Consider the following 24,238-nt stretch of genomic DNA (forward strand, 5'->3'; position numbering starts at 1 on the left):
CACTAAATAAATAACTCCAATCACCAAAAACATGCCGCAACAAGCTAACAATACTTTTGCAAGTTTGTCCATAAACATAATGGTTTACCCCTTTTGCCTGGTTTTGTGCTTATTTTAATTCGACAACTGTTACGCCGAGGCCTCCCTCGCCCATATCACCATAGCGGAAGTTTTTCACACCACGATGTTTTTTCAAGTAATCTTGTACACCTTGACGAAGTGCTCCTGTTCCTTTTCCGTGAATGATAGATACGCGTGGATAGTTTGCAAGCTGTGCATCGTCTAAATATTTTTCTACACGCATCATTGCATTTTCAAAACGTTCACCGCGAAGATCAAGTTCTAAGGAAACTTGATAGTCCCTTCCCTTAACAGTCGCGACTGCCTTTTTCTCAACAGGTTGTGGCGTATTAATATACTCCATATTAGATTCTTTCACTTTCATCTTCAGAATACCAATTTGAACGTTCCACTCCGTATCACTTACTTTTTTCAGCAATTGTCCTTTTTGCCCGAACGTTAATACTTTTACTTCATCGCCTGCTCGTAATTGTTGTTTTGGCGCAGTGTTTTTCACTTTTACTTTTTGTTTTTTCACAAGCTCTGGCGCTGCACCTTCTAGGCGACTTTTCGCTTCGATAAGCTCATGATCTTTCACGTTTGCAAGCTGTGCTTTACGCAGTTGACGAAGTTCACGAATGATGCCTTCTGCTTCTTTTTTCGCAGCTTCTACTTTTTCTTCGCCCTCTTTTTGTGCCTTTAATAATCTTTCATCACGCTCATCGTTAAATTCAATAATTTGACGTTGCAATTCACGATGAAGTTTTTCAGATTGTTTACGATGCTCTTCTGCTTCGGTCCATTCGCGCTCTGCATTTTTTTGACTTTCTTCTAGCTTCGCAATCATATTTTCGATTTTATTTGTATCGGTGCTAATATGATTACGAGCACGATCAATTACTCGATCAGATAAACCAAGACGTTTTGAAATTTCAAAAGCGTTACTGCGTCCTGGTACACCAATTAATAACTTATAAGTTGGGCTTAGTGTGTTTACATCAAACTCCACACTCGCATTAATAACTTGTTCACGGTTGTAACCATATGCTTTTAGCTCCGGATAATGCGTCGTTGCGACAACGCGTGCTCCGCGGTTATATACCTCATCTAAAATAGAAATCGCAAGTGCTGCTCCTTCTTGTGGGTCTGTTCCAGCACCTAATTCATCAAATAATACTAAGCTTTCAAAATCAGCTTTTTCTAATATATCTACAATGTTCACCATATGAGAGGAGAACGTACTTAAACTTTGTTCAATCGATTGTTCATCACCAATATCAGCAAAGATATTTTTAAACACACAAATCTCTGATTCGTCTAATACTGGAATATGAAGACCAGATTGCGCCATTAATACACAAATGCCGACTGTTTTTAATGTAACTGTCTTACCACCTGTATTCGGACCTGTAATAACGATTGTTGTGAAGTCTTTACCAAGCATGATATCATTCGGCACAATGATTTTTGGATCGATAAGTGGATGACGGGCTTGTCGTAAATCCATATAACGCTCATTATTTACAATTGGTTTTGTTGCTTTAATACGCTTTGCATAAAAAGCTTTTGCAAAAATGAAATCAAGATTTGCAATAACCTCTACATTTGCTAACACAATATCAGCTTCGACTGCTACTTCTTCTGTTAACATCATTAAGATGCGTTCTACTTCTTGTTTTTCTTTCACTTTTGCTTCTTGCAATGCGTTATTTAGTTCCACAATGACTTGTGGCTCAATAAATAACGTTTGTCCTGATGCAGATTGATCATGAACAATACCACCATATACACCGCGGTATTCTTGCTTCACAGGAATTACATAGCGATCATTACGAATTGTAACGATTGCATCTGATAACATCTTTTGGGCATTTGAAGAGCGCGTCATATTTTCAAGTTTCTCACGAATACGGCTTTCTGCAGTGCGGATTTGGTTACGAATGCCGCGCAGTTTATCACTCGCGCTATCGACTACTTCTCCTCCATCCCCAATGCAGTTTGTGATCTTCTTTTCTAAATCATATACAGACACAATTTGCGCAACATGTGTTTCTAAAATTGGAAGCTCTACACCATTATCGATCATATCTTCAATAAACCGCTTCATTTGGCGGCTACCATACATCGTGCTTGCGATATCGAGCAGTTCATGTGGGCTTAGCATACTTCCAATTTTCGCACGTTTTACATTCGGACGAATATCAAAAATTCCGCCAAGCGGTACATGCCCTTTTAAGCGAATGACTTTTGCTGCCTCATCTGTTGTTTCTTGCATTTCTACAATTTCTTCAAAATCTGTACTTGGTACGAGGCTCTTCACTTTATCACGACCAAGTGAAGAAGCAACATGCTCAAGTAATTGTTCTTTTACTTTGTTATATTCTAATACACGCAACGTTCGTTCTAACATAAGTTGCACGTCCCCCTTGTGTTACTTATTCCGTTTAATATAATCTAATAAACGTTCAATATCCCATGTGTTAATCACGGTATCTTTCTGAATCCACCCTTTACGAGCTGCCGCTACACCGGTTTCCATATCTTCTAACATTTCAAGTGTATGCGCATCAGTATTGATCGCTACTTTTACGCCCGCATCTTGTGCTTGCTTTAATAGTTTCGCACTTAAATCTAGGCGGTTCGGATTCGCGTTTAATTCTAAAATTGTATCTGTTTCTTTTGCGAGTTCAATCAGTAAATCTGTATCTACATCGTACCCTTCGCGGCGTCCAAGAAGACGACCTGTTGGGTGGGCAATCATCGTAACATGTTTATTTTCAATTGCTGTACGCAAGCGTTTCATAATTGTTTCACGGTCTTGTGAGAAGCTAGAATGGATTGCACCAATGACATAATCAAGCTCCGCTAATACTTCATCATCAAAATCGAGCGTTGCATCTGGTAAAATATCCATTTCGATTCCGCGTAAAATTGTAATATCTGAGTATTTTTCGTTAATACGTTCAATCTCTTTTCCTTGTTCACGAAGACGCTCTTTCGTTAAACCGTTCGCTACTTTCAAGTATTGGGAATGATCCGTAATTGCCATAAATTTATACCCACGCCCGCGGCATGCTTGTACCATTTCTTCAATTGAAAAAGCACCGTCACTCCATGTTGTATGCATATGTAAATCACCTTGTATATCAGAGAACTGAATTAAATTTGGATATTCTTTAATCAACTCAAGCTCTTTTCCATCTTCACGTACTTCTGGTGGAATAAATGGTAGACCAAAATGAGCAAAGAATGCTTCTTCTGTTTCAAACGTCTTCACTTCACCTGTCTCTAAATTTTCCACACCGTACTCACTAATCTTTTCACCTTTATCTTTTGCAATTTGGCGCATTCTTACGTTATGATCTTTTGAACCTGTGAAATGATGAAGCGTTGTAATAAATTCTTCAGGTTTTACAAGACGGAAATCAATTGAAATATCATATTCATATTGAAGACGAACGGATACTTTTGTATCACCGCTCGCAATGACTTCAATCATATTATCAAATTGCAGTAAATGTTCACGTACTGCTACTGGATTTTCCGTTGCGATAATAAAATCTAAATCTTTTACCGTTTCGCGAACGCGGCGCAGGCTACCAGCGCGAGAGAATCGAACAATTTCCTGGACATTCGACAATTTCTTCTCTATTTCCCCGGCAATAGGTAAGACCATCGCAATCGGTAATCGCTCTGGACGAGAGCCTACTTGAGCGATTGCTTCTAATATTTTCTCTTCTGTTTTCTTACCGAATCCCGCAAGTGCCTGTACTTTATTTTCTTCACAAGCCTTTTGCAAAGTTTCCATATCAATAACGCCAAGCTCTTTGTACAACTTCGCTACTTTTTTACCACCAAGCCCTGGTAATTTTAATAACGGTAATAGACTGCTTGGCACTTCCTTTTCAAGCTCCTCTAATACTTCTGAAGTTCCAGCTTCAATATATTCTTGAATGACCGCTGCTGTTCCTTTTCCAATACCCGGAATCTTTGTGAAATCTTCAATTTCAGAAAGACTGCGATCATCGCTTTCTAATGCTGCTGCGGCTTTACGAAATGCAGATATTTTAAATGGATTTTCGCCCTTAAGCTCCATAAAAAGGCCGATTGTCTCCAATAATTTAATCACTTGTTTTTTATTTACTTTCATTCTTTCCCCGCCTTTCTTTCATAGAAAAAAAACTTCTCTTTCCGAAAAAAGAGAAGTTATACTCTGCTACCTGGCTGCCATAGTTCCTTCACCTTTTCAGAAAGAATCGGTGTATCGTCTACAATTATTTTGCTAATTGATGATTTTTGCAGTGGCGTTTGTACCTGTTCAATCGGAAGAATAGTTCCAATAATAATTAAGACAAACAGAATAATATACACTTCTAAGAAACCAAGAAGTGCTCCAGCAAACGCATTTACCTGTTTTATAACTGGGATTTCTGTAAACATATTCAGCAAATTCCCAAGCAATGAAAGCGCGATTTTTGTAATAATAAATAATACAATGAACGCAATTGCTTGATAGAATACTGCTTCGATATTATTTGCATCAATCCATTCTGGCACAGATACGTTCTGATCGAATGGATACGGAATAAATTTCTCAAGTACTGGCGCTAAATCTTTGCAGTACCAGTATGCAACAAGGTATGCGATAATAAAGCTTGTTAACTTTACAAGTTGTAGGACAAACCCTCTTCTTAAGCCGAGGAAAAATCCCATAACAAGCAGTAATATGATAATAATATCAATCATGTTATTCCATTCCTTTTTTTGTCATACTTTCTTTTAGTTTCTCATGTTCTTCTTTTAATTTTATATAATCGTGTATGACGTTTACCGCCGTCAATACCGCTAGTCTACTCGTATCAAGCGAAGGATTCTTGGCATTGAGTTCGCGCATTTTATCATCCACAATCGCTGCTACCATGCGGATATGACTTGTACTTTCATCGCCAACAACTGAATATTGCTGACCATAGATTTCTACATTAATTCGACTTTTATTTCCCTTTTGTTGTGACAACTCACCGGCCTCCAATCACGTACAGAATCCTAAAGTTTATCATACCATGAACCATCATAATATGGAAACAGAAAGAACAATCCGATATGATAAAAATAACAATATTGAAAAAGGAGCGACTACTTTGTCAAATTCTATCGTAATCCAAACAAATCCTGCAATAATTGAGGATATGAAACAACAATATAAACAAGCAATTGCCCCAAAAGTTCCGCAAGGTGGTATCTTTATGGCGAAAGTTCCATCTTGTACAATTACGGCCTATAAATCAGGCAAAGTAATGTTTCAAGGTACTCGTGCAGAGGAAGAAGCTGCACGTTGGCAAAATGTTTCTCAAGTGCCGAAATCTTCTGGTAAAAAAACTGCAAATTCGCACCGCTATGCCCCGCCCGCTTCCATTGGAACAATGTCTATAGCTGGATCTGATGAAGTGGGTACTGGAGATTACTTCGGACCGATGACAGTTGTTGCTGTATATGTAGACGCAAAGCAAATTCCATTATTGAAAGAACTTGGTGTAAAAGACTCTAAAAACTTAAATGATGCGCAAATTGCCGAAATTGCAAAACAGTTACTTAACGTTGTTCCTTATAGTTCTCTCGTTTTGCATAATGAAAAATATAACGAACTATTCGAAAAAGGAAACAATCAGGGGAAACTAAAAGCGCTCTTACACAATAAGGCTCTTACAAATTTACTAGCAAAGATTGCACCTACAAAACCAGAAGGCATCTTAATTGACCAATTCACGCAGCCTGATACATATTACAAATACTTAGCAAAACAAAAAGAAGTACAGCGTGAAAACGTGTATTTCGCAACTAAAGGTGAAAGTGTTCATTTAGCAGTTGCAGCAGCCTCTATTTTAGCTCGCTACTCATTCGTAAAGCAGTTTGATGAGCTCAGCAAAAAAGCCGGTATGCCACTTCCAAAAGGAGCGGGTAAGCAAGTTGATATCGCTGCAGTTAAATTAATTCAAAAGCTAGGAAAAGAACGGCTTCCTGAGTTTGTGAAACTTCACTTTGCAAATACAGAAAAAGCATTTCGTTTATTGAAAAAATAGCTATTTTTCAGTATCGACAATATATAAATGAACTAAACAAAATAAAAACATATAAATAAGAGTAGTCGACATGACTACTCTTATTTATATATGTTTAGCTTCGTTTTTGTCTCTTATTTGATGAAGATACTTTAAAAGAACCCGTTTCGTTTGTTGTAGTTCCTTGACCTTCGACTTGCGAGGAACCAAGACTTGCTCTAGAAGGATCTTTTTTTACTTTTCTGCCCATTTTATTCACCCCTTCGCGTTACTTTTTACTTAGAGGAGAGAAACTATACAGCATAACAATCAAAATATATACTGCCGATCCAATCCGTATAAAGTCACTCTTACACTTTCACTTCTATTAACGCTAATTTTACTTTCCTAAGAGATGAGTTTGCTCTTCACTAATATCCCATAGACGCTTTGCGGCATCCATATCCAATGCACCCTCAGATGGCCTTTCCACTTGCCTATCAGCATAATAATAACCACTATGATCGATAATGTCAGTTGTTTCTGCTAGCCATACTAAAGTTTCAGCCCCTTCCTCAGGTGTGCGAGAGAAAGGTTTCATTACTGCCATAGTTAAGCGAGCCGCGAGACCATTATCCTGGTTGAAATTCGTGGCTACAAGTCCTGGATCGAAGCAGGAAGCTATGACACCTGTCCCCTCTAGTCGCCGTGCCAACTCAGAGGTAAATAAGATGTTAGCTAATTTGGTTTGCCCATAACGCATCGTAGGACCCCCCATTAATTTCTTAACACCACGATAAAGTTTTTCTGCATCTAAATCATTAAAATCGATTCCTTTTTTAGCCATTTTGTGACCATGAGATGCGGTAGTGATAACGCGAGCGGGGGCACTTTCCTTTAAACGGCCAAGCAGCAAATTAGTAAGTAGGAATGGAGCTAAATGATTAACCGCCCAGGTCATCTCCAAGCCGTCCTCCGTAATTTGCCTTGTTTGAAATAAAGCACCAGCATTATTAACTAATATATCTATTCTAGGGCACTTCTCTAGAATGTCAGTAGCTACTTGATGTATTGACTTCTGAGAAGCCATATCAGCTAGAAATATATCTACCACTGCATTACCATTCGTTGAACCCTTAATTTGAGTCACAATATCATTTGCTTTCGCTTCGTTTCGTGCAATAATCCCTAGCTTTGCACCGCGTTCCGCAAGTACCTTAGCCGCCGCTAGCCCAATCCCACTTGTCGCTCCCGTGATGACTACATACTTGTCACGCACTGTCCACTCTGCACACCTATTAATTACCCCCATTTTCCCAAAACCCCTCTCCCAATTTCCATAAATGATTCATTCGTTTTACTATATATGAAATGGAAAGAGAACTATGAACAACATTTTTTATCCTAGCTCAAAATACTTGATAAGATTTCGAATCTACTTCCATCCTCTTCTAAATAAAAAAAGCGAGAGCAATTGCTCTCACTTTTTTGTTATATTAAAACTCCGAAGAACCTGGAGTTCTTGGGAATGGAATGACGTCACGAATGTTAGCCATGCCAGTGATGTACATTAGGAAGCGCTCGAAACCAAGGCCGAATCCAGCGTGTTTTGTACCGCCGTATTTTCTAAGTTCTAAGTACCACCAGTAGTCTTCTTCGTTCATGCCTAATTCTTTAATTCTGTCTGTTAAAACATCCATTCTTTCTTCACGTTGACTTCCACCGATTAATTCGCCGATGCCAGGAACGAGAAGGTCGGTAGCAGCTACTGTTTTTCCATCTTCGTTCAAGCGCATGTAGAATGCTTTAATGTCTTTCGGATAATCAGTTACGAATACAGGGCGTTTAAAGATTTCTTCTGATAAGTATCTTTCGTGCTCTGTTTGTAAGTCAATGCCCCATTCTACTGGGTATTTGAAGTCAGCACCTGATTCTTGAAGTACTTTAATTGCTTCTGTGTATGTGATGCGGCCAAAGTCAGAGTTGATTACGTTGTTCATGCGCTCAAGAACTGTTTTATCAACAAAGCTGTTGAAGAATTCCATTTCTTCTGGTGCATGCTCTAATACGTATTTCATTGCATATTTCAGCATATCTTCTGTAAGGTTCATTACATCACCTAATTCAGCGAATGCAATCTCAGGCTCAACCATCCAGAACTCAGCTGCATGACGAGTTGTGTTTGAGTTCTCAGCACGGAATGTAGGTCCGAATGTGTATACATCACGGAACGCTAATGCATAAGCTTCAGCATTCAGCTGTCCACTTACCGTTAAGTTTGTTTCTTTACCGAAGAAGTCTTTTGATTCGTCAACTTGTCCGTCTTCACCTTTAGGTACATTGTTTAAATCTTGCGTTGTTACGCGGAACATTTCGCCTGCACCTTCTGTATCACTACCCGTGATAATTGGTGTATGAACGTGTACGAATCCACGCTCTTGGAAGAATTGATGAATCGCAAACGCTGCGATAGAACGCACGCGGAACGTTGCAGAGAATGCATTTGTTCTTGGACGTAAGTGAGCGATTGTACGTAAGTATTCAAACGTGTGACGCTTCTTTTGAAGTGGGTAATCAGAATCTGATAAGCCCTCGATATCAATTTTTTCTGCTTTAATTTCAAATGGTTGCTTTGCTCCAGGTGTTGCAATTACTTTACCCTCTACTTTAACTGAAGAGCTAAGTGGAAGTTTCGCAATTTCTTTGAAGTTATCTAATTCTGTATCGAAAACGATTTGAACGCTTTTGAAGAAGCTACCGTCGTTTAATTCGATGAAACCAAATGCTTTTGAATCACGTAAGTTACGAATCCACCCTGATACTTGTACTGTTTGACCTGCGTATTTATCTGTATCTCTATACAGACTTTTTACTAATGTGTTTTCCATAGTGAAATTCTCCTTTTCTGATATATTTGAATACAAAAAAACCTTTCATCCATAAAGGGACGAAAGGTTAAACTTCGCGGTACCACCCAATTTGTCATAAAGACCAACTTTAACTCGTATGTATTTACATACTTCCCGGTTTGTAACAGGCCGGATTCCCGTCTAAGTCTACTCTTGAATACAAGTTTCAATTTCGGTTAGCAACTCCAAGGTGTTCTTCACATATACCGCCTCATCAGGCTCTCACCGTCCCTGACTCGCTTTGGATTATAGTATATACTACTTTTCCTTATCATCGTTTTTCGTTTTGTTAAACTAAAATTAATGTACTACATTCGAGGGAAAGATGCAAGACATCCTGTTGATAAAGTGAACCTTACCACTCTCTCCATTCTTCGGTTATGTCTTCTTCTACTTCTACAATAAATTCATATAATTCTTCTCTTTCTAATGTCTCAATGAAAAAATCGTATTGTTCATTTAACTCATTTAAACTAACTACGACTTTTTCTACACACTCAGGCAAAAATAAACCAGATGCTTTTCAGCATCTGGTTTATTTTTGTTAACTTGATAGCTATGCCCCTTAAGGATTTTTTATGCTGCAGGTTCCGTTGGAGCTGGTTGAACAGGAGTTACTTTCCCGCCACTCATGGATTGATTCATAAATTCACCAATCATTTTTTGTAACTCATCCATTGGAACAATGTTCTTTTCAGAAGTATCGAATGTGAATTTGATTGGTTTATCGATCGATTTGATATCAGATTTAATATTCATATCAAATTTAATTGTTTCTTTTTCATTTTCAGGATTTTTTGCTTCGACATGAATTGCTGCATCCTGTTTTTTAATTGTTTTTCCATCCATTGTATAAATTAAAGAAATAGAAGATTTATCAAGATTTGCATCTTTCAATTCTTTCTTAAAGTCTGCAATTTCTTGTTTTGTTCCAGTGAAGTTTTTCATTGTAGAAATTTCATCAAATAGCTTTTCAATCACTGTTTTTAAATCTTTACCTGTTAATTTCACAGTGTATACATCTTTTTCGTTTGTAAATTTGTCTTCAGGAAGCGCTTTGATTGCATCTAATAACGATTTTTGTACTTTCTCTTGGATTTTCGCAGATTCTTTTGTATCTACTTCTCCTAAATCTTTCATATCCATTTTGATAACTTTTCCTTCTAGAGTAGAAAAACTATCACCAGGAACGCCAGCTAATTGTAATAGTGATTTTACATTATTCGCTTTTACATATAAAGCCTCTTTCCCTTCATCCATAAACATTGGAATCGATATATCCATTTTCATTGCATCTGTTTTAACCTTTGCACCAATTGTTACTTCGTCTTTTTTTGCATCTTTATCTGTTTTTGAATCAACTGTAACTGATATGTTTTTTAACATATCCATTGCCACTTTATCTTCTCTTTTCATATCTTTCGCATTAGAATCGAATTTAAAAGAAATTGAACTGCTTGATTCCATTTGCTTTGCGTTTAAAATGCTTTCTGTTGAAGAAACAACTGTTTCTTTTGCAGATTTTCCACACGCAGATAAAGCGAAAAGACTTAAACTTGCCGCAACAACTAATCCCATTTTCCCAAACTTCATAAAACCACCCCTTCAATTCATTAACATATCTATCATAACATGGAAAATAAAAAGTTGGGATATTCAAATGAAAAAATGTAACTATTTAGCTATCCTCTTGATTTGAGAGTTTCGTATTTTCTGTACCTTTTAGGTTTACCTTCTTTTTTCCTGTTAACACTTAAATTATTAGTGATGGGGAAGTTGAAACATAGTAGAGTCTAGGATTCGAATTCGTTTGAAATCCTCTCCTATCGATGGAGTTGAACAAATATTTTGATGAAATAACCTCGCGAAAGATTCTGTTTCAACTGTTTTACTTAAAAAGACACATAAAGAAACGATATCCTGCGCTTTACATTTTCTTTTATGTCGAATCATTCCTGCCCTATGTGCAAGTGATTCTAAAAATGAAAGTGAAAATGTATTCTTTAATTCCTGAATTAATAATTGTAATTCTTCCATAAAAACAGCTACCCTTTCATGGATACTCCATGAAAGGGTAGCTGTTTTTGGTAAAAATTATACATAACTTTAACTTGATGGCTATGAGCCACAAGGCTGCTTTTTTACTTACGTAACTCCGCACCAAATTTCTCTTCTACCGCTGTTAATACATGGTTATGTGCTTCTGTTACTTCTTCGTCTGTTAATGTACGTTCTGGATCAAAGTAGTTCATAGAGAATGCAAGTGATTTCTTGCCTTCTTCCATTTTTTCACCTTCGTATAAGTCGAATAGTGTTACTTCTTTTAGAAGTTCTCCGCCTGCTTCCGCAATTACTTGCTTCATTTCGCCAGCTTTTACTTCCTTAGCCACTACAACCGCCATATCACGTGTCATAGATGGGAAACGTGGAATTGCTGAGTAGTAAGTTTCTTCTACGTCTGCACCGAATACTTTTACAAGAGATAATTCAAATACGAATGTATCTTTCACATCTAATTGTTTTTGCGTTTCTGGGTGTAATTGACCGATGAAACCAATCACTTCTCCATCTAGTAAGATATCAGCTGTACGTCCTGGGTGCATGCCTTCACGTTTTGCAGGAGCATATGTGATGCTGCTTGCAACGCCAAGTACGTCGAATAATCCTTCTAACACACCTTTTGCAACGAAGAAGTCTACAACTTTCTTCTCACCTTGCCATGCATGATGAAGAGCAAGACCTGTCATAACACCAGCAAGATGTTGTTCTTCTTTCGGAAGCTCGCCTTCTGCTGTTGGTAAGAAAATAGAACCTACTTCATATAATGCAACACTGTCATTTTTACGAGCGTTATTATATGAAACTGCTTCTAACAATTGTGGTACTAAGCTTAAACGAAGTTGACTGCGCTCTTCACTCATTGGAAGTGCAAGATTTACAGGAGATTGTTCGTTTGGCTCAACCATATATTGTTTCGCTTTATCGGCACTTGTTAATGAATACGTAATTGCTTCATATAAACCAGCACCTTCTAAGTAACGACGTGCTTTACGACGTTTTGTTTGTGCTACTGTTAATTTACCACGTGTCATTGTACCAGTTGGTAATGTAACTGGAATATGATCATAACCGTACAGACGACCTACTTCTTCTACTAAGTCTTCTGCAATTGTAATATCAGGGCGACGTACTGGTACGTTCACATGGAATGTTCCTTCTACTTCTGTAAATGGGAACTTCAAGTTTGTAAAGATTGTACCCATTTCACTAGCAGTGATTTCTGTTCCTAATACACGGTTTACTTTTTCAGTTGTAACTGATACCGTACGTTCTTGCACTTGTAAGTTATCAACTTCTACTACACCTTCAAGCGCTTCGCCACCAGCATATTTCGCCATTAAAGCTGCTGCATGTTGAATTGCTTCAAATGTACGTGTTGGATCGATTCCTTTTTCGAAACGTGCACTTGATTCACTACGTAGACCTAAATCTTTTGATGTACGGCGCACTGTTTGACCTGCAAAGTATGCAGACTCAATTAGAACGTTTACTGTATCATTTGTAACCTCAGAATCAGCTCCACCCATTACACCAGCAACAGCTAAAGCTTTTTCACCATTTGTAATAACAAGGTGGTGGTTCTGTAATGTACGCTCTTGATCATCTAATGTTTGAATCTTTTCGCTTTCTTTCGCAAGACGAACAACGATTTCTTTTGAACCTAATTTATCATAGTCAAACGCGTGTAATGGTTGACCGTATTCCATTAAAATGTAGTTTGTAATATCAACTACATTACTAATTGGACGAATGCCAGCTGCCATAAGGCGAGTTTGCATCCACATTGGTGATGGACCAATCTTTACGTTCTTAACCATTTTCGCAATGTATAATGGATTTTCTTCTTTCGCTTCTACACTTACAGAAATGTAATCAGCTGTTTTTTCAGTTGATTCTTGTAAGTTGATAGCTGGAAGTTTCACTTCACGGCCATAAATAGCAGCCACTTCATATGCAACACCTAACATATTTAAGCAATCAGCACGGTTTGGCGTTAAACCAAGTTCTAATACTTCATCATGTAAGTTTAAGATTTCAAGTGCATCTGCGCCAACTTCAGCGTCACTTGGGAAGATGAAGATACCGTCTGCATATTCTTTCGCAACTAGTTTCCCGTCAATGCCAAGTTCTTGCAATGCACAAACCATACCGTGAGAAGCTTCACCGCGTAGTTTTGCCTTTTTAATTTTGAAGTTACCAGGAAGAACAGCGCCAACTTTTGCAACTGGTACTTTTAAACCTTTTGCAATGTTAGGAGCACCGCAAATGATTTGTACTGGCTCTTCTTCACCGATGTCAATAAGACATTTGCTTAACTTATCAGCTTCTGGGTGCTTTTCACATTCTAATACGTGACCAACTACAACACCTTTTACACCTTTATTTAATACTTCAACGCCTTCTACTTCAATACCACTTTTCGTGATTTTGTCTGCTAGTTCTTGTGCTGTTACATCTTTAATATCTACATACTCTTGTAACCAACGATATGATACGAACATATTTATCCTCTCCTTCCCTTACGCTCGTTTGAATTGTTGTAAGAAACGTACATCGTTTGTATAGAAATGACGAATGTCATCAACGCCGTATTTTAACATTGCGATACGCTCTGCACCCATACCGAATGCGAATCCTTGATATTCTTTTGAATCATAGCCAGCCATTTCAAGCACGTTTGGATGAACCATACCTGCACCTAAAATTTCAATCCAGCCAGTTCCCTTACAAGTGCCGCAACCTTTACCATGACACATCATACAAGAAATATCCATCTCAACAGATGGTTCTGTGAACGGGAAGAAACTTGGACGAAGACGAATTTCACGATCTTCACCGAACATCTTTTTCACAAATACTTGCAGTGTACCTTTTAAATCACTCATACGAATATTTTTATCAATTACAAGACCTTCAATTTGCATGAACTGATGAGAATGCGTCGCATCATCATCATCGCGGCGATACACTTTACCAGGGCAAATAATTTTAATTGGACCTTTTTCTGTATTGTTTTCCATCGTTCTTGCTTGCACAGAAGATGTATGTGTACGTAGTAACGTTTCTTCTGTAATGTAGAATGTATCTTGCATATCACGAGCTGGGTGATCTTTTGGTAAGTTTAATGCTTCGAAATTGTAGTAATCTTTCTCTACTTCTGTTCCTTCCGCTACTTCATAACCCATACCGATAAATACATCTTCAATTTGTTCAACAACTGCTGTTAATGGATGATGACACCCTGTTTCTACAGGACGACCTGGTAATGTCACATCAATTGTTTCAGATGCTAATTTCGCTTCAATTACTGCTTTTTCTAAGTGGTTAATTTTGTCTTCTAGACGCGTTTGAATTGCTTCACGAACTTCATTTACTAATGCTCCCATACGTGGACGCTCTTCTGGAGATAATTTCCCCATGCCGCGTAATACTTCTGTAATTGGACCTTTTTTTCCTAAATACGCAACGCGTACATCGTTTAAGCCCTTTAGCTCTTTCGCTTCTTCAATTAGCTCTAACGCTTTTTGCTTTAGCTCTTTTAAACGTGCTTCCATTTGGAACCCTCCTAATGTTAAAAATAAAAAAACCTCGCTCCCAAAAAGGGACGAGGTAAATTCGCGGTACCACCCTAAATTGACAGAACAAGTCTGCCCACTTCATTAGTTATAACGGTCAGCTTTGACCGGAACGCCTTTACATATCAATGGTCCTGGCGTCAACTCCAGAGGTGAATTCACTTCCGTCTACCATAAGAATGCTTTCAGTCTACGGCACTCTCTCCCTATATGGCGATTTTGCAAGCTACTCTTCTCTATCAACGTTTTTCATTATTTTACTTTTATTATATGTTCATCATGAACATGTACTTCAATTTATTATAAGAAGTTTTTTATCGATTCGCAACCGGGCTTTGTAAATAATACGTTAAAATCCCCGCAGCAACCGCAACATTTAATGATTCTGCCCTACCGTAAATTGGAATATACAAGTTTTGATCACATTTTGTAAGAATTTCTTGGCGTACACCATTTCCTTCGTTTCCTACAATTAATGCAAAACTTCCTGTCGGTGTCACTTCTCCATAAGGAACTCCATTTTCCAGAGCTGTTCCGTATACAGGAACATTCTTCTCTTTTAGCTTATCTATCCATTCTTCTAAGTTTCCTTTTACAATCGGTAAATGGAAAATAGAACCTTGTGTAGAACGAAGCACTTTACTATTATAGGCGTCCACACAGCCTTCTCCAAGTACAACGGCATGAATACCAGCTGCATCTGCTGTACGAATAATCGTTCCTAAATTACCTGGGTCTTGCAAGCCATCTAATAATAGAAATTTCCCATCTGTAAGATCTACTTCTTTCTCATGCTTCTCACAAACCGCAAATACACCTTGTGTCGTTTCTGTCTCGCGAAGTACCTTTACAATCGCTTCAGGTACAATATACATTTCAACGTCAGTAACCGTCCAATCTTTCGGAAGGTCTGTTTGATCTGAAACAATAAGTTCTGTAATAATTCCTGCCTTTAAAGCTTCCTCCACTAAGTGGAATCCTTCTACAAAGAATAACCCTTTTTTATCGCGCTCTTTTTTCGTCTGCAGCTTTTTCCACTGCTTTACACGCGGATTTTGTACTGAATCAATGTTTTTCATTCTATGTATTCCCTCTCTTCTTGTCTTCTCATTATAGCCTATTTTTCATACATATTTACATAAAAAAGAACAAAAACTAACGTCAGTTTCAATTCAGAAGAAGAGGTGAAAAGAATGAACTTTAATCTACGCGGTGCCGTATTAGCAAACGTTGCAGGAAATACGCAAGGCGAGTTACAAGAGACAATTGTAGAAGCAATTCAAAGTGGTGAAGAAAAAATGCTTCCAGGTCTTGGGGTTTTATTTGAAGTCATTTGGCAAAATGCCGACGAAAATGGAAAACATGAGATGTTAGAAACACTTGAGCAAGGATTAAAAAAATAAGCAGTAGGAAGTCACCTTAGCATCAGCTAAGGTGACTTTTATGTTCACAATAAATTCTCCTCTCCTAAACATTTCTACTTTACTAACATAACGTGATGGAGTACAATGTTCAAAATACATTTAAACCTATCGATTTTCTTTATATACATCAATAGATAAAAGGAGTGAATGTTTTATGCACCGTATTACGCTTGAACAAATTTTCAAACATCATATTACACAAAAATACGTAAACCGTTCTGGAATGGTCCATGCGATTGCCGTCGCTTACCATGCGTTTCACTTAGCCAAAAAGCACCACGCCTCTGTCGATGCGGCAACAAAGGCTGGTTTTCTTCATGACATAGGACATCATACATGGTACACAGGCGGAGAATGGGACTATGAATTGTATAAAAAGAATGATATACATGCGATTAAAGGAGCAGAAAGAGCTCATAAATTATTAATCCGATTAGGGGAACACCCGAAGCAAGCAAAGGAAATTTCTGTTGCTATTCTCCTGCATACCGATTCTTTTCTAGTAGAACAAACAATTGAAAGAACACCTCTACAAAATATTATTAAGTGGGCGGACGAAGCAGATGAAGAGCCAGGCGGAGCGCATCACTACCGGACAATTTCTTATGAAAAAGCATTGAAAGCAATTCAGCAATTAGACAAAATGGTAGATCGCGAATTACAAACTCAACAATCGACATCCTCTGCTCATATTACTGTAAATAAAAGAGGTGAACACATTTGTTAATCAAAGTGAATGAACTCACAAAAGAGGTATCACTACGTGGCGATACCTCTTTTTATTATTTTATATCTCCTTTCTCATACACCCTACACTTATTCATTCGTTTTCTCATTATCTATTTGTATCAAAATTTATATATTTCTTACTAATATTTAACTCAACACTTATATATATGTAATATTCAGAAATGACAGTTTTATATTATGTGTATATAATAATATATATAAATAAAAGAGAGTATTCAATATATGCAATCAACAACACAGCTTACGTACAATCAGCAATACTCCATGTCATGGGGACAATTTATTGGGTCTTTTTTGTTTGCTTTCTATGGGACAAGGCTCATATCCGAACTTTTCATAGGCCTTCCAGTTCTTATTTATTCCGAAGGGGTTACAGATCAAAAACAAATCACCTTAATCACATCCATTCAAGATACCGGAAACTCATTATTACTATTAGGAATTTTATTGTTATTTATTTACAAATACGAACCGCTAAGAAACTTGATTGTTCCAGCGATTAACTTCAAAGCACTCAAAAAGGTTAGTACATATATATACTTATTTCTTTTCTTTGGACTAAGTATTGTTATTAATTCATTTATACTTATGCACCTATTTCCTGATGCAACAAAGGAACAATCCTCCGCTTTAAATTTGGAGGTGTTAAAACAGTATAAACTCTTATTACTGCTAGGAAGTGCTGTATTTATCCCAATTTTCGAAGAGCTCATCTGCCGCGGCATTATCCTTCATTTCTTTCAGCAGCGTTTCCCATTTTGGGTAGCTGCAATCGGCTCTAGTTTCCTCTTTGGAATAGGCCATACATATTCATTAGGTGTTATGGTTACTACATTCATTATGGGACTATTCATGGCTGTTTTATGTAAGAAGACGAATTCAATCATTCCAGCTATTTTGTTTCATATGATGAACAATACACTGGCATTTTTATAAAGAAACGGTATCGCTGCTCAGCGATACCTCTTTTGTTATTTTACAACAAGTTCAAACACCTCATCTTTTAACACTTTTCGACAATCTATTTTCTGCCTGTTCTTGTATTACACTGCATTTACATGAGTTAAGAAATGCCATGATAAAAAGCCCAATTTCTCAATTTAAACGCTGAGAAATTGGACTGTTTCGTTACTCTATATATGATATACGCATCAATTATAAAATAATAGAAAATAGACAACTGGTATTAACCAACTCAATCATCATATCCCTAAAATTTATTCATTCTTAAGTATAGGAACCCAAAGCTCACTATTTGGCTCTCTATCAGGCGCTAAATAATTTTCAATGCAAGGAAAGTCTGCCAATTCGTATCCTGAAGTAGGTAACCATTCCGTGTATAGACGCTCCCAAGCAGCAGCAACATTTGGAAAAACAACCCATGTACTTTTCGGCATCACTATTTTCTCCATATCGCCAGTGAATTCCCCCTTATAACGACATCCCATAAAATAATCAAATTCTTCATCTGTAATGGCGGCTTGTTTTCCACATACACCTAAAATCCCTTCTAATTTGCATTGTGGATTTTCCCATGACATGTCTACGAGTCGTTGCAGTAATCCATTCTTATTCGCTTCTTCCCATAATGTAGGAATTATATTGGAAGCATTCTTTGTAACGACCTTTTGTTTCACTCCTACGATCTCAATCTCAAAATCTAGTACTTCAATTCTATAATCCATTTCTACATCCCCTTTAATCGTAATTTGAAAGGAAATTCTCGGAAAGGCCTTTAATTCGATCCCGTTACTACGCGCCTCTGTCGGAGTGACCCCATGAAGACTCTTAAAAGCGCGACTAAAAGCATCTGGAGAATCATACCCATACTTAAGTGCAAGATCAATGATGCGAACAACTGTGTTATTTTGCAGTTCAAATGCCGCCTGCGATAGACGTCTCCGCCTGATATATTCTGATAAAGTTAAACCCGTTATAGATGAAAACATCCTTGGAAAATGATACTCAGAGCAGCAAGCCAACTTTGCTACTTCTTTAGCATTTATTTCACTTGATAAATTTTGTTCGATATAATTCATTGCCCTATTGATTCTGTCTAACCAATCCAAATTTCATCATTCCCTTCAAATACATTGTGGATGAAGCAAAAATATATTTCCCGATTTTTTAGAGTTAAATTAAGTCGGATCATTCTATTAAAAATTTGTATGTAAAAATATATTTTTAGTTTATCATTTGACTTCAATAGATTTACAGCCATTTTCCAGTTTATTTTTTCGTTTTAGGGAACACGTAATTTCTTCAGCTAATACGTATAGGGGATTTAATTTTTCTTACATTGATGGGCATATGTCTATGCCCATGCAACGAAAAAAAGCAGAGAAAATTAATTCTCTGCTTTTCGATTTGGTTTATTTCCTGATGGTAAGAATAGTGATAACACCCAGGCAATACCCGCTAATATTGTTGCGATTAAGAAAGCGTCATTAATGCCGTTAATCGCAGACAACTTCGAAATTTGTCCAAATAATAGTTGCGAGCTCATCGCATCTCCTGCTTGTGCTGATCCAGCCACGGATGCTAAGCTCTGTCCCATTCCATGTACTTTATCAACTAAAATTGGATTTGTTTTTGTTATCATATTTCCGTAATCTGCAACGTGATTCGTTGTTTGTTGCGTCATAATTGTAATTAAGATTGCTGTACCAATTGAACCCGCTACTTGTCTTGATGTATTTTGCGTTGCTGTACCGTGAGAAATTAATTTCATCGGCAGTGCGTTCATACCCGCTGTCATAATCGGCATCATAATGAATGACATACCAATTGAACGTATAATATAATCCATCATAATAACGCTATATGGTGTATCCATCGATAACTTTGTAAATTCATATGTCGCGAATGTCGTAATCGCTAATCCAACAATCGCCAGGGGACGAATGCCGTATTTATCAAATAACTTCCCTGCAACTGGTCCCATAATCCCCATAATTAATGATCCTGGAAGAAGTAATAAACCCGATTCGATTGGCGTAAAGCCACGAATGTTTTGCAAGTAGACTGGAAGTAATAACATACCTCCGAATAGTGCCATCGTTACGATTGCATTAATTAATAATGTGAAAGTGAATGTTGGATATTTAAACACTTGTAAATCAAGCATCTTATTATCCGTTGTCATCTCTCTCCAAATAAATACCACTATACCAATGACACCGATAATAAGTGAAATAACAACTTCTGCACTGCTCCAGCTGTTATTTCCAGCTTCACTGAATCCATACAGTAAGCTACCCAGCCCGATACTTGAACTAATAACACCAAATACATCTAGCTTCGTTTTAGAAACTGGCTGAGCTAATGTAAAGAATTTTAAAGATAGGAATGTAATGATTAAACCAATGGCAAACATCGCATAGAACATTAAGTTCCAGCTATAATTTTCAATCACCCAACCTGTTACAGTTGGTCCGATAGCTGGTGCTAAAATCATTGCCACTCCAAGTAATCCCATCGCAGCTCCACGTTTATGAGGCGGGAATAGCGTCATGAAAATGTTCATACCAACTGGCATTAAAATCCCTGCACCCACTGCTTGGATTACGCGTCCGGTCATCATCATTGTGAAGTTTCCAGATGTAGCGCAAATGATAGATCCTACCGTAAAGAACAACATCGCTGCTACAAATAGCTTGCGATACGTGAACCGAGAAACTAAAAATGCACTAATTGGCACTAAAATCCCGTTCACAAGCATAAATCCTGTGATTAACCACTGAGCTGTTGAAGTTGATACATTGAACTCATTCATTAATGGAGGCAATGCAACATTAATGATCGTTTGATTTAAAATAGACACGAACATACCAAGAATTAATACCGCTACCACTGCTTTTACATTAACATCTGCTATCGGCATTTGCTGTTTCGCTCTTTCTTGCTTTGGTGCTTCTTGTTTCGATGCTTCTAATTCGACTACATTAGAAGGTTCTTGCTCTAATTGCTTTGTTTCTATCTTATTTACGGCTGGGACTTGTTCTTCTCCCACGTTCGGTTTTTTCTTTCTTAAAAGACGATTTACAAGGAAGAAGACGATGATACAAAATACTGCATATCCTACAATTAAACCTGAGGACATTTTATCTTCCCCCCCTTACTTATGAATACGAACTGTCACATTCATTCCAGGAACAATATTAACTGATTTGCTATGATCTAATGAAACTTTAACTGGTACAACTTGTGTTACTTTTGTATAGTTCGCTGTTGCGTTACTTGATGGAAGCATAGAGAATGTATTTGCTGTTGTTAATCCAACTTGCTCTACTTTTCCTGTTAATGTTGTATCAGGATATGCGTCTACATACACATCCACTTCTTGACCTTTTTGCACATCATCAATATCTGTTTCCTCAATATTTGCTGTTACCCATAAATCACCCATATCGTATGCATAGGCAATTGGACTACCTGCCCCAACAAACGCATTTGTCGTTGCATTTGATTGAACAACTGTTGCATTTTTTGGAATTGTTACATCTACCGTTTGCTCACCATTTGGACCCGCTACAGAAACAGCACCTAATTTATCGTTTTCATTGTAATTCTTACCTACTTCAGCTTTCCATTCTGTTAACTTACCTGCTACTGGCGATGCAATCGGGATTACTTTGCCATCGATCTTTGCATTATCTGTTTTTAAATAGTTTTCCGCTTGGTTGTAATAGTAATAAGCGCCAATACCGCCGCCAACTAATACAATTAATGTGATGATGTTGATAATCACCATTCTTCGAAACTGATTCATTGCATTCCTCTCCTTATATCGAATATAATTTTTTCCTAAACTATTTTTACTCCCTTTGTTTATACTGTTTAATTGTTAATTATATTAACAATTAAACAAAAAAAGCACACCTTTCGCTATGCAAAACAATCCTTTGTTTGCATGCTTGCGGTGCTGTTTTCTAAAGGAATATCGTTTATAATTATAAATAATTATTTTGAATCTACAACCGACAATTTGAGCATATATGTTGGTTATCCAACATTTCACTATCTATTTGTTGTTTAAGTGGTTAAAATTCAGCAAGGAGAAATAAAATGTCTATTAAAAATACAAACGATCCACGTGTGAAACGAACGAGACAATTAATACAGGATGCTTTTGTCGCTTTAGTAGGCGAAAAAGGATTTGAAAATGTAACAGTTCAGCATATTGCTGAACGTGCTCCTGTCAATCGCGCTACCTTTTATAGCCATTATCATGACAAATATGACTTATTAGATAAAAGTATCGAGGAAATGTTAGTAAAGCTTACCGAAATAATTAGGCCCAAAAGGCATAATAAGGAAGATTTTCAGCTTATATTTAACTCCCCTCATCCAACTTTTCTAGCCCTATTTGAGCACATCGCTGAAAATGCTACCTTTTATAACGTCATGCTTGGTGAAAAAGCAGCAGGAAACTTTTTTTATAAAATGATGAAAACAATTCAAACACATTTAACGTTAAGCTTATCCATTTCACAGCCAAATGATGAAGAACTCATGATCCCACGCGATATTCTGATTAGTTATGTAACAGGAGCTCATCTTGGAATGATTATATCATGGCTAAAAAAAGGTATGATTTACTCGCCGCACTTTATGGCAATGCAACTAACAAGGTTAATTATTTTAGGAGCCCACGCTGCCGCTGGATTAGAAAAACCTTTTGAAATATAAAAAAGCGAAGAGATGTCTTCGCTTTTTTTATTAGTTAAATGTAATATTATGTACAGTCTCTTTATCAAGACGTTTGATAACTTCTACAATTAACTTCACTGCATTCTCATAATCATCACGATGTAACATTGCTGCGTGAGAATGAATATAACGAGTTGCAATCGTAATTGCCATAGATGGAATACCATTGACTGAAACATGAATTGCACCTGCGTCAGTCCCGCCACCAGCTACAGAATCATATTGATAAGGAATGTCTAATTCATCCGCCACATCAACTACGAAATTGCGAAGCCCAGTATGTCCAATGACTGATGCATCATATAAAATGATCTGTGGTCCGTCACCCATTTTACTTTGTGCTTCTTTCTCTGTTACTCCTGGTGTATCACCAGCAATACCAACATCTACCGCAAATGCGATATCTGGTTTAATATAATGTGCAGATGTTTTCGCACCGCGAAGACCTACTTCTTCTTGAACAGTTCCAACACCGTATACAACGTTTGGATGCTTTTCATCTTTTAATTGTTTTAACACATCAATTGCAATTGCACAACCAATGCGGTTATCCCATGCTTTTGCAAGCAGCATCTTTTCATTTTTCATCACTTGGAATTCAAAGTATGGTACAACTTGATCTCCTGGTCGTACGCCCCATTCCATTGCTTCTTCTTTGCTAGAAGCACCAATATCAATGAACATATCTTTAATTTCAACTGGTTTTTTACGAGCTTCCGCTGGTAAAATGTGCGGTGGTTTTGAACCAATCACACCTGTCACATCACCTTTACGCGTTACGATTGTTACACGCTGCGCAAGCATAACTTGTGACCACCAGCCACCAACTGTTTGAAAACGAAGGAAACCTTTGTCATCAATTTGCGTAATCATGAAACCAACTTCATCTAAGTGACCAGCTACCATAATTTTCGGACCGTTTTCTTCCCCAACTTTTTTCGCAACTAAACTTCCTAAATTATCTGTAGAAAGTTCATCTGCAAACGGTTCGATATACTTTTTCATTACTTCACGTGGTTCGCGTTCATTCCCTGCGATCCCGCGTGCATCTGTTAATTCTTTTAACATTGTCAATGTCGCGTCTAATTTTGTCATTACCAATACCCTCCTTTTTCTTCAATAAATTAATTATACAATAATTAAATCGAAATATTCAAAAATCAAATCAATATCCTTGTGTTTGGCGCTGATGATTTACTTCGTTCTTATCTAAATATGCTTTTTCAATTTCTTCTTGTCCAAAATCAAGAGCTTGTCCAAGGCGAAGATAGCTTGTAAATAGTTCAATATAATTTGTAATAGATGGTTGGTCCGTAAAACGAATCACTTTTGCATATGTGTCTAAGAAAATTTCAACTTGTGTTTTGTTCGTTTGTGCACATTTATAAAACAAGAAGTTTTTATCAATTCCTAAGTCAATTCCAATCGATAAAATAAAGTGCAAACCATCTACATATTCTTCAAGTATAACTTCACGCTCAGCTGCTGGCTTGGTGCTCCAATATTTAAAACAACGTGTTTCATTTGCAAGTTCTCCAATTTCAACAAGAAGTGCTAACATCTTTTCCTTTAATAGCTTCTTCGGTTGTAAGTCATGCCCTTTTACAATACGATCATCTAATTCTTTTTGTAATTTAAATAGTTGTAGTAAGTCCATTCTATTCCTCCTCCAACATCGCATAAAACAATGTTGTTTCATCTCATATTTA

General features: G+C 37.3%; 21 protein-coding genes, 2 pseudogenes and 2 other annotated features. Of the genes and pseudogenes, 5 read left to right on the forward strand and 18 right to left on the reverse strand.

The annotated features are described in order from the left end of the window. Window positions 1-109 precede the first annotated feature (109 nt). From BLV40_RS05085 to zapA, 4 genes are read right to left on the reverse strand one after another with little or no spacing between them, the layout of a single operon-like run. Window positions 110-2,470, reverse strand: a complete 2,361-nt coding sequence (locus BLV40_RS05085) for an endonuclease MutS2 (RefSeq protein ID WP_090687803.1) — start codon at window positions 2,468-2,470, stop codon at window positions 110-112. Between the two features lie 21 nt (window positions 2,471-2,491). Then, the gene (gene polX / locus BLV40_RS05090; RefSeq protein ID WP_026593600.1) at window positions 2,492-4,210 is read right to left on the reverse strand and encodes a DNA polymerase/3'-5' exonuclease PolX; all 1,719 of its coding nucleotides are present in this window, start codon (window positions 4,208-4,210) and stop codon (window positions 2,492-2,494) included. Window positions 4,211-4,266: 56 nt separating this feature from the next. After that, a complete protein-coding gene (locus BLV40_RS05095) occupies window positions 4,267-4,806 on the reverse strand; it encodes a CvpA family protein (RefSeq protein WP_026593601.1) in 540 nt (179 codons plus the stop codon). Between the two features lies 1 nt (window position 4,807). Further along, window positions 4,808-5,077, reverse strand: coding sequence for a cell division protein ZapA (gene zapA, locus BLV40_RS05100; RefSeq protein ID WP_000082703.1), 270 nt, complete (start codon window positions 5,075-5,077; stop codon window positions 4,808-4,810). Window positions 5,078-5,201: 124 nt separating this feature from the next. On the opposite strand from zapA, the gene rnhC reads away from it, so the two are divergent. Continuing rightward, complete coding sequence (rnhC, locus tag BLV40_RS05105) at window positions 5,202-6,140, forward strand: ribonuclease HIII (RefSeq protein WP_026593602.1); 939 nt, start codon at window positions 5,202-5,204, stop codon at window positions 6,138-6,140. Between the two features lie 94 nt (window positions 6,141-6,234). Here rnhC and BLV40_RS05110 read toward each other — a convergent pair whose 3' ends face one another. The 9 genes and pseudogenes from BLV40_RS05110 to BLV40_RS05145 form a co-directional block, all read right to left on the reverse strand. Continuing rightward, window positions 6,235-6,369 (reverse strand): YuzL family protein, encoded by a 135-nt coding sequence (locus BLV40_RS05110; RefSeq protein ID WP_081811107.1) that lies wholly within the window; start codon window positions 6,367-6,369, stop codon window positions 6,235-6,237. Window positions 6,370-6,498: 129 nt separating this feature from the next. After that, the gene (locus tag BLV40_RS05115) at window positions 6,499-7,410 is read right to left on the reverse strand and encodes an SDR family oxidoreductase (protein WP_090687806.1); all 912 of its coding nucleotides are present in this window, start codon (window positions 7,408-7,410) and stop codon (window positions 6,499-6,501) included. A gap of 184 nt (window positions 7,411-7,594) precedes the next feature. Then, the gene (gene asnS / locus BLV40_RS05120) at window positions 7,595-8,986 is read right to left on the reverse strand and encodes an asparagine--tRNA ligase (protein WP_090687810.1); all 1,392 of its coding nucleotides are present in this window, start codon (window positions 8,984-8,986) and stop codon (window positions 7,595-7,597) included. Window positions 8,987-9,038: 52 nt separating this feature from the next. After that, window positions 9,039-9,291 (reverse strand) — a binding site (T-box leader). Between the two features lie 71 nt (window positions 9,292-9,362). Further along, a pseudogene (locus tag BLV40_RS28405) lies at window positions 9,363-9,512 on the reverse strand (hypothetical protein); the annotation flags it as partial. A gap of 71 nt (window positions 9,513-9,583) precedes the next feature. Beyond that, window positions 9,584-10,600 (reverse strand): hypothetical protein, encoded by a 1,017-nt coding sequence (locus BLV40_RS05125; protein WP_026593605.1) that lies wholly within the window; start codon window positions 10,598-10,600, stop codon window positions 9,584-9,586. Window positions 10,601-10,771: 171 nt separating this feature from the next. Further along, a pseudogene (locus BLV40_RS05130) lies at window positions 10,772-11,044 on the reverse strand (IS4 family transposase); the annotation flags it as partial. A gap of 104 nt (window positions 11,045-11,148) precedes the next feature. After that, a complete protein-coding gene (gene pheT / locus BLV40_RS05135) occupies window positions 11,149-13,569 on the reverse strand; it encodes a phenylalanine--tRNA ligase subunit beta (protein WP_026593606.1) in 2,421 nt (806 codons plus the stop codon). Between the two features lie 18 nt (window positions 13,570-13,587). Then, the gene (gene pheS, locus BLV40_RS05140; RefSeq protein ID WP_090687813.1) at window positions 13,588-14,622 is read right to left on the reverse strand and encodes a phenylalanine--tRNA ligase subunit alpha; all 1,035 of its coding nucleotides are present in this window, start codon (window positions 14,620-14,622) and stop codon (window positions 13,588-13,590) included. Window positions 14,623-14,665: 43 nt separating this feature from the next. Continuing rightward, window positions 14,666-14,895: a binding site (T-box leader), on the reverse strand. A gap of 62 nt (window positions 14,896-14,957) precedes the next feature. Next, on the reverse strand, window positions 14,958-15,722 hold the full coding sequence (locus BLV40_RS05145; RefSeq protein WP_090687817.1) for a TrmH family RNA methyltransferase: 765 nt from the start codon (window positions 15,720-15,722) through the stop codon (window positions 14,958-14,960). A 114-nt stretch (window positions 15,723-15,836) separates the two neighbouring features. Between BLV40_RS05145 and sspI the strand changes: the two genes are divergently transcribed. The 3 genes from sspI to BLV40_RS05160 all read left to right on the forward strand — a co-directional run bounded on the left by sspI (window position 15,837) and on the right by BLV40_RS05160 (window position 17,753). Further along, window positions 15,837-16,046, forward strand: coding sequence for a small acid-soluble spore protein SspI (gene sspI, locus BLV40_RS05150; RefSeq protein WP_017153966.1), 210 nt, complete (start codon window positions 15,837-15,839; stop codon window positions 16,044-16,046). A 175-nt stretch (window positions 16,047-16,221) separates the two neighbouring features. Then, complete coding sequence (locus BLV40_RS05155) at window positions 16,222-16,794, forward strand: HD domain-containing protein (protein ID WP_026593609.1); 573 nt, start codon at window positions 16,222-16,224, stop codon at window positions 16,792-16,794. Between the two features lie 245 nt (window positions 16,795-17,039). Further along, a complete protein-coding gene (locus BLV40_RS05160; RefSeq protein ID WP_090687820.1) occupies window positions 17,040-17,753 on the forward strand; it encodes a CPBP family intramembrane glutamic endopeptidase in 714 nt (237 codons plus the stop codon). A gap of 281 nt (window positions 17,754-18,034) precedes the next feature. On the opposite strand, the gene BLV40_RS05165 is transcribed toward BLV40_RS05160, so the two are convergent. From BLV40_RS05165 to BLV40_RS05175, 3 genes are all read right to left on the reverse strand, one after another. Next, complete coding sequence (locus tag BLV40_RS05165) at window positions 18,035-18,886, reverse strand: AraC family transcriptional regulator (RefSeq protein WP_026593611.1); 852 nt, start codon at window positions 18,884-18,886, stop codon at window positions 18,035-18,037. 278 nt (window positions 18,887-19,164) lie between these two features. Beyond that, window positions 19,165-20,919: a DHA2 family efflux MFS transporter permease subunit gene (locus BLV40_RS05170; RefSeq protein WP_026593612.1), complete on the reverse strand. Its 1,755-nt coding sequence runs from the start codon at window positions 20,917-20,919 to the stop codon at window positions 19,165-19,167. A 15-nt stretch (window positions 20,920-20,934) separates the two neighbouring features. Continuing rightward, window positions 20,935-21,588: an HlyD family secretion protein gene (locus BLV40_RS05175; protein WP_090687823.1), complete on the reverse strand. Its 654-nt coding sequence runs from the start codon at window positions 21,586-21,588 to the stop codon at window positions 20,935-20,937. 296 nt (window positions 21,589-21,884) lie between these two features. On the opposite strand from BLV40_RS05175, the gene BLV40_RS05180 reads away from it, so the two are divergent. Continuing rightward, the gene (locus BLV40_RS05180) at window positions 21,885-22,508 is read left to right on the forward strand and encodes a TetR/AcrR family transcriptional regulator (RefSeq protein ID WP_026593614.1); all 624 of its coding nucleotides are present in this window, start codon (window positions 21,885-21,887) and stop codon (window positions 22,506-22,508) included. A 30-nt stretch (window positions 22,509-22,538) separates the two neighbouring features. Here BLV40_RS05180 and BLV40_RS05185 read toward each other — a convergent pair whose 3' ends face one another. Continuing rightward, window positions 22,539-23,624 (reverse strand): M42 family metallopeptidase, encoded by a 1,086-nt coding sequence (locus BLV40_RS05185; protein WP_026593615.1) that lies wholly within the window; start codon window positions 23,622-23,624, stop codon window positions 22,539-22,541. A 70-nt stretch (window positions 23,625-23,694) separates the two neighbouring features. Further along, the gene (locus BLV40_RS05190) at window positions 23,695-24,186 is read right to left on the reverse strand and encodes a dUTP diphosphatase (RefSeq protein ID WP_026593616.1); all 492 of its coding nucleotides are present in this window, start codon (window positions 24,184-24,186) and stop codon (window positions 23,695-23,697) included. Window positions 24,187-24,238 lie beyond the last annotated feature (52 nt).

The organism is Bacillus sp. 166amftsu (assembly GCF_900107445.1).
Taxonomy (GTDB): domain Bacteria; phylum Bacillota; class Bacilli; order Bacillales; family Bacillaceae_G; genus Bacillus_A; species Bacillus_A arachidis.

Bases quoted from the DNA above. Each gene is read 5' to 3' on its own strand.
- BLV40_RS05180 (WP_026593614.1), top strand. From the start codon at position 21,885: ATGTCTATTAAAAATACAAACGATCCACGTGTGAAACGAACGAGACAA.
- BLV40_RS05185 (WP_026593615.1), bottom strand. From the start codon at position 23,624: ATGACAAAATTAGACGCGACATTGACAATGTTAAAAGAATTAACAGAT.
- BLV40_RS05110 (WP_081811107.1), bottom strand. From the start codon at position 6,369: ATGGGCAGAAAAGTAAAAAAAGATCCTTCTAGAGCAAGTCTTGGTTCC.
- BLV40_RS05145 (WP_090687817.1), bottom strand. From the start codon at position 15,722: ATGAAAAACATTGATTCAGTACAAAATCCGCGTGTAAAGCAGTGGAAA.
- BLV40_RS05115 (WP_090687806.1), bottom strand. From the start codon at position 7,410: ATGGGGGTAATTAATAGGTGTGCAGAGTGGACAGTGCGTGACAAGTAT.
- BLV40_RS05095 (WP_026593601.1), bottom strand. From the start codon at position 4,806: ATGATTGATATTATTATCATATTACTGCTTGTTATGGGATTTTTCCTC.
- BLV40_RS05085 (WP_090687803.1), bottom strand. From the start codon at position 2,470: ATGTTAGAACGAACGTTGCGTGTATTAGAATATAACAAAGTAAAAGAA.
- pheS (WP_090687813.1), bottom strand. From the start codon at position 14,622: ATGGAAGCACGTTTAAAAGAGCTAAAGCAAAAAGCGTTAGAGCTAATT.
- BLV40_RS05175 (WP_090687823.1), bottom strand. From the start codon at position 21,588: ATGAATCAGTTTCGAAGAATGGTGATTATCAACATCATCACATTAATT.
- pheT (WP_026593606.1), bottom strand. From the start codon at position 13,569: ATGTTCGTATCATATCGTTGGTTACAAGAGTATGTAGATATTAAAGAT.
- BLV40_RS05125 (WP_026593605.1), bottom strand. From the start codon at position 10,600: ATGAAGTTTGGGAAAATGGGATTAGTTGTTGCGGCAAGTTTAAGTCTT.
- asnS (WP_090687810.1), bottom strand. From the start codon at position 8,986: ATGGAAAACACATTAGTAAAAAGTCTGTATAGAGATACAGATAAATAC.
- sspI (WP_017153966.1), top strand. From the start codon at position 15,837: ATGAACTTTAATCTACGCGGTGCCGTATTAGCAAACGTTGCAGGAAAT.
- BLV40_RS05155 (WP_026593609.1), top strand. From the start codon at position 16,222: ATGCACCGTATTACGCTTGAACAAATTTTCAAACATCATATTACACAA.
- BLV40_RS05190 (WP_026593616.1), bottom strand. From the start codon at position 24,186: ATGGACTTACTACAACTATTTAAATTACAAAAAGAATTAGATGATCGT.
- polX (WP_026593600.1), bottom strand. From the start codon at position 4,210: ATGAAAGTAAATAAAAAACAAGTGATTAAATTATTGGAGACAATCGGC.
- BLV40_RS05160 (WP_090687820.1), top strand. From the start codon at position 17,040: ATGCAATCAACAACACAGCTTACGTACAATCAGCAATACTCCATGTCA.
- BLV40_RS05170 (WP_026593612.1), bottom strand. From the start codon at position 20,919: ATGTCCTCAGGTTTAATTGTAGGATATGCAGTATTTTGTATCATCGTC.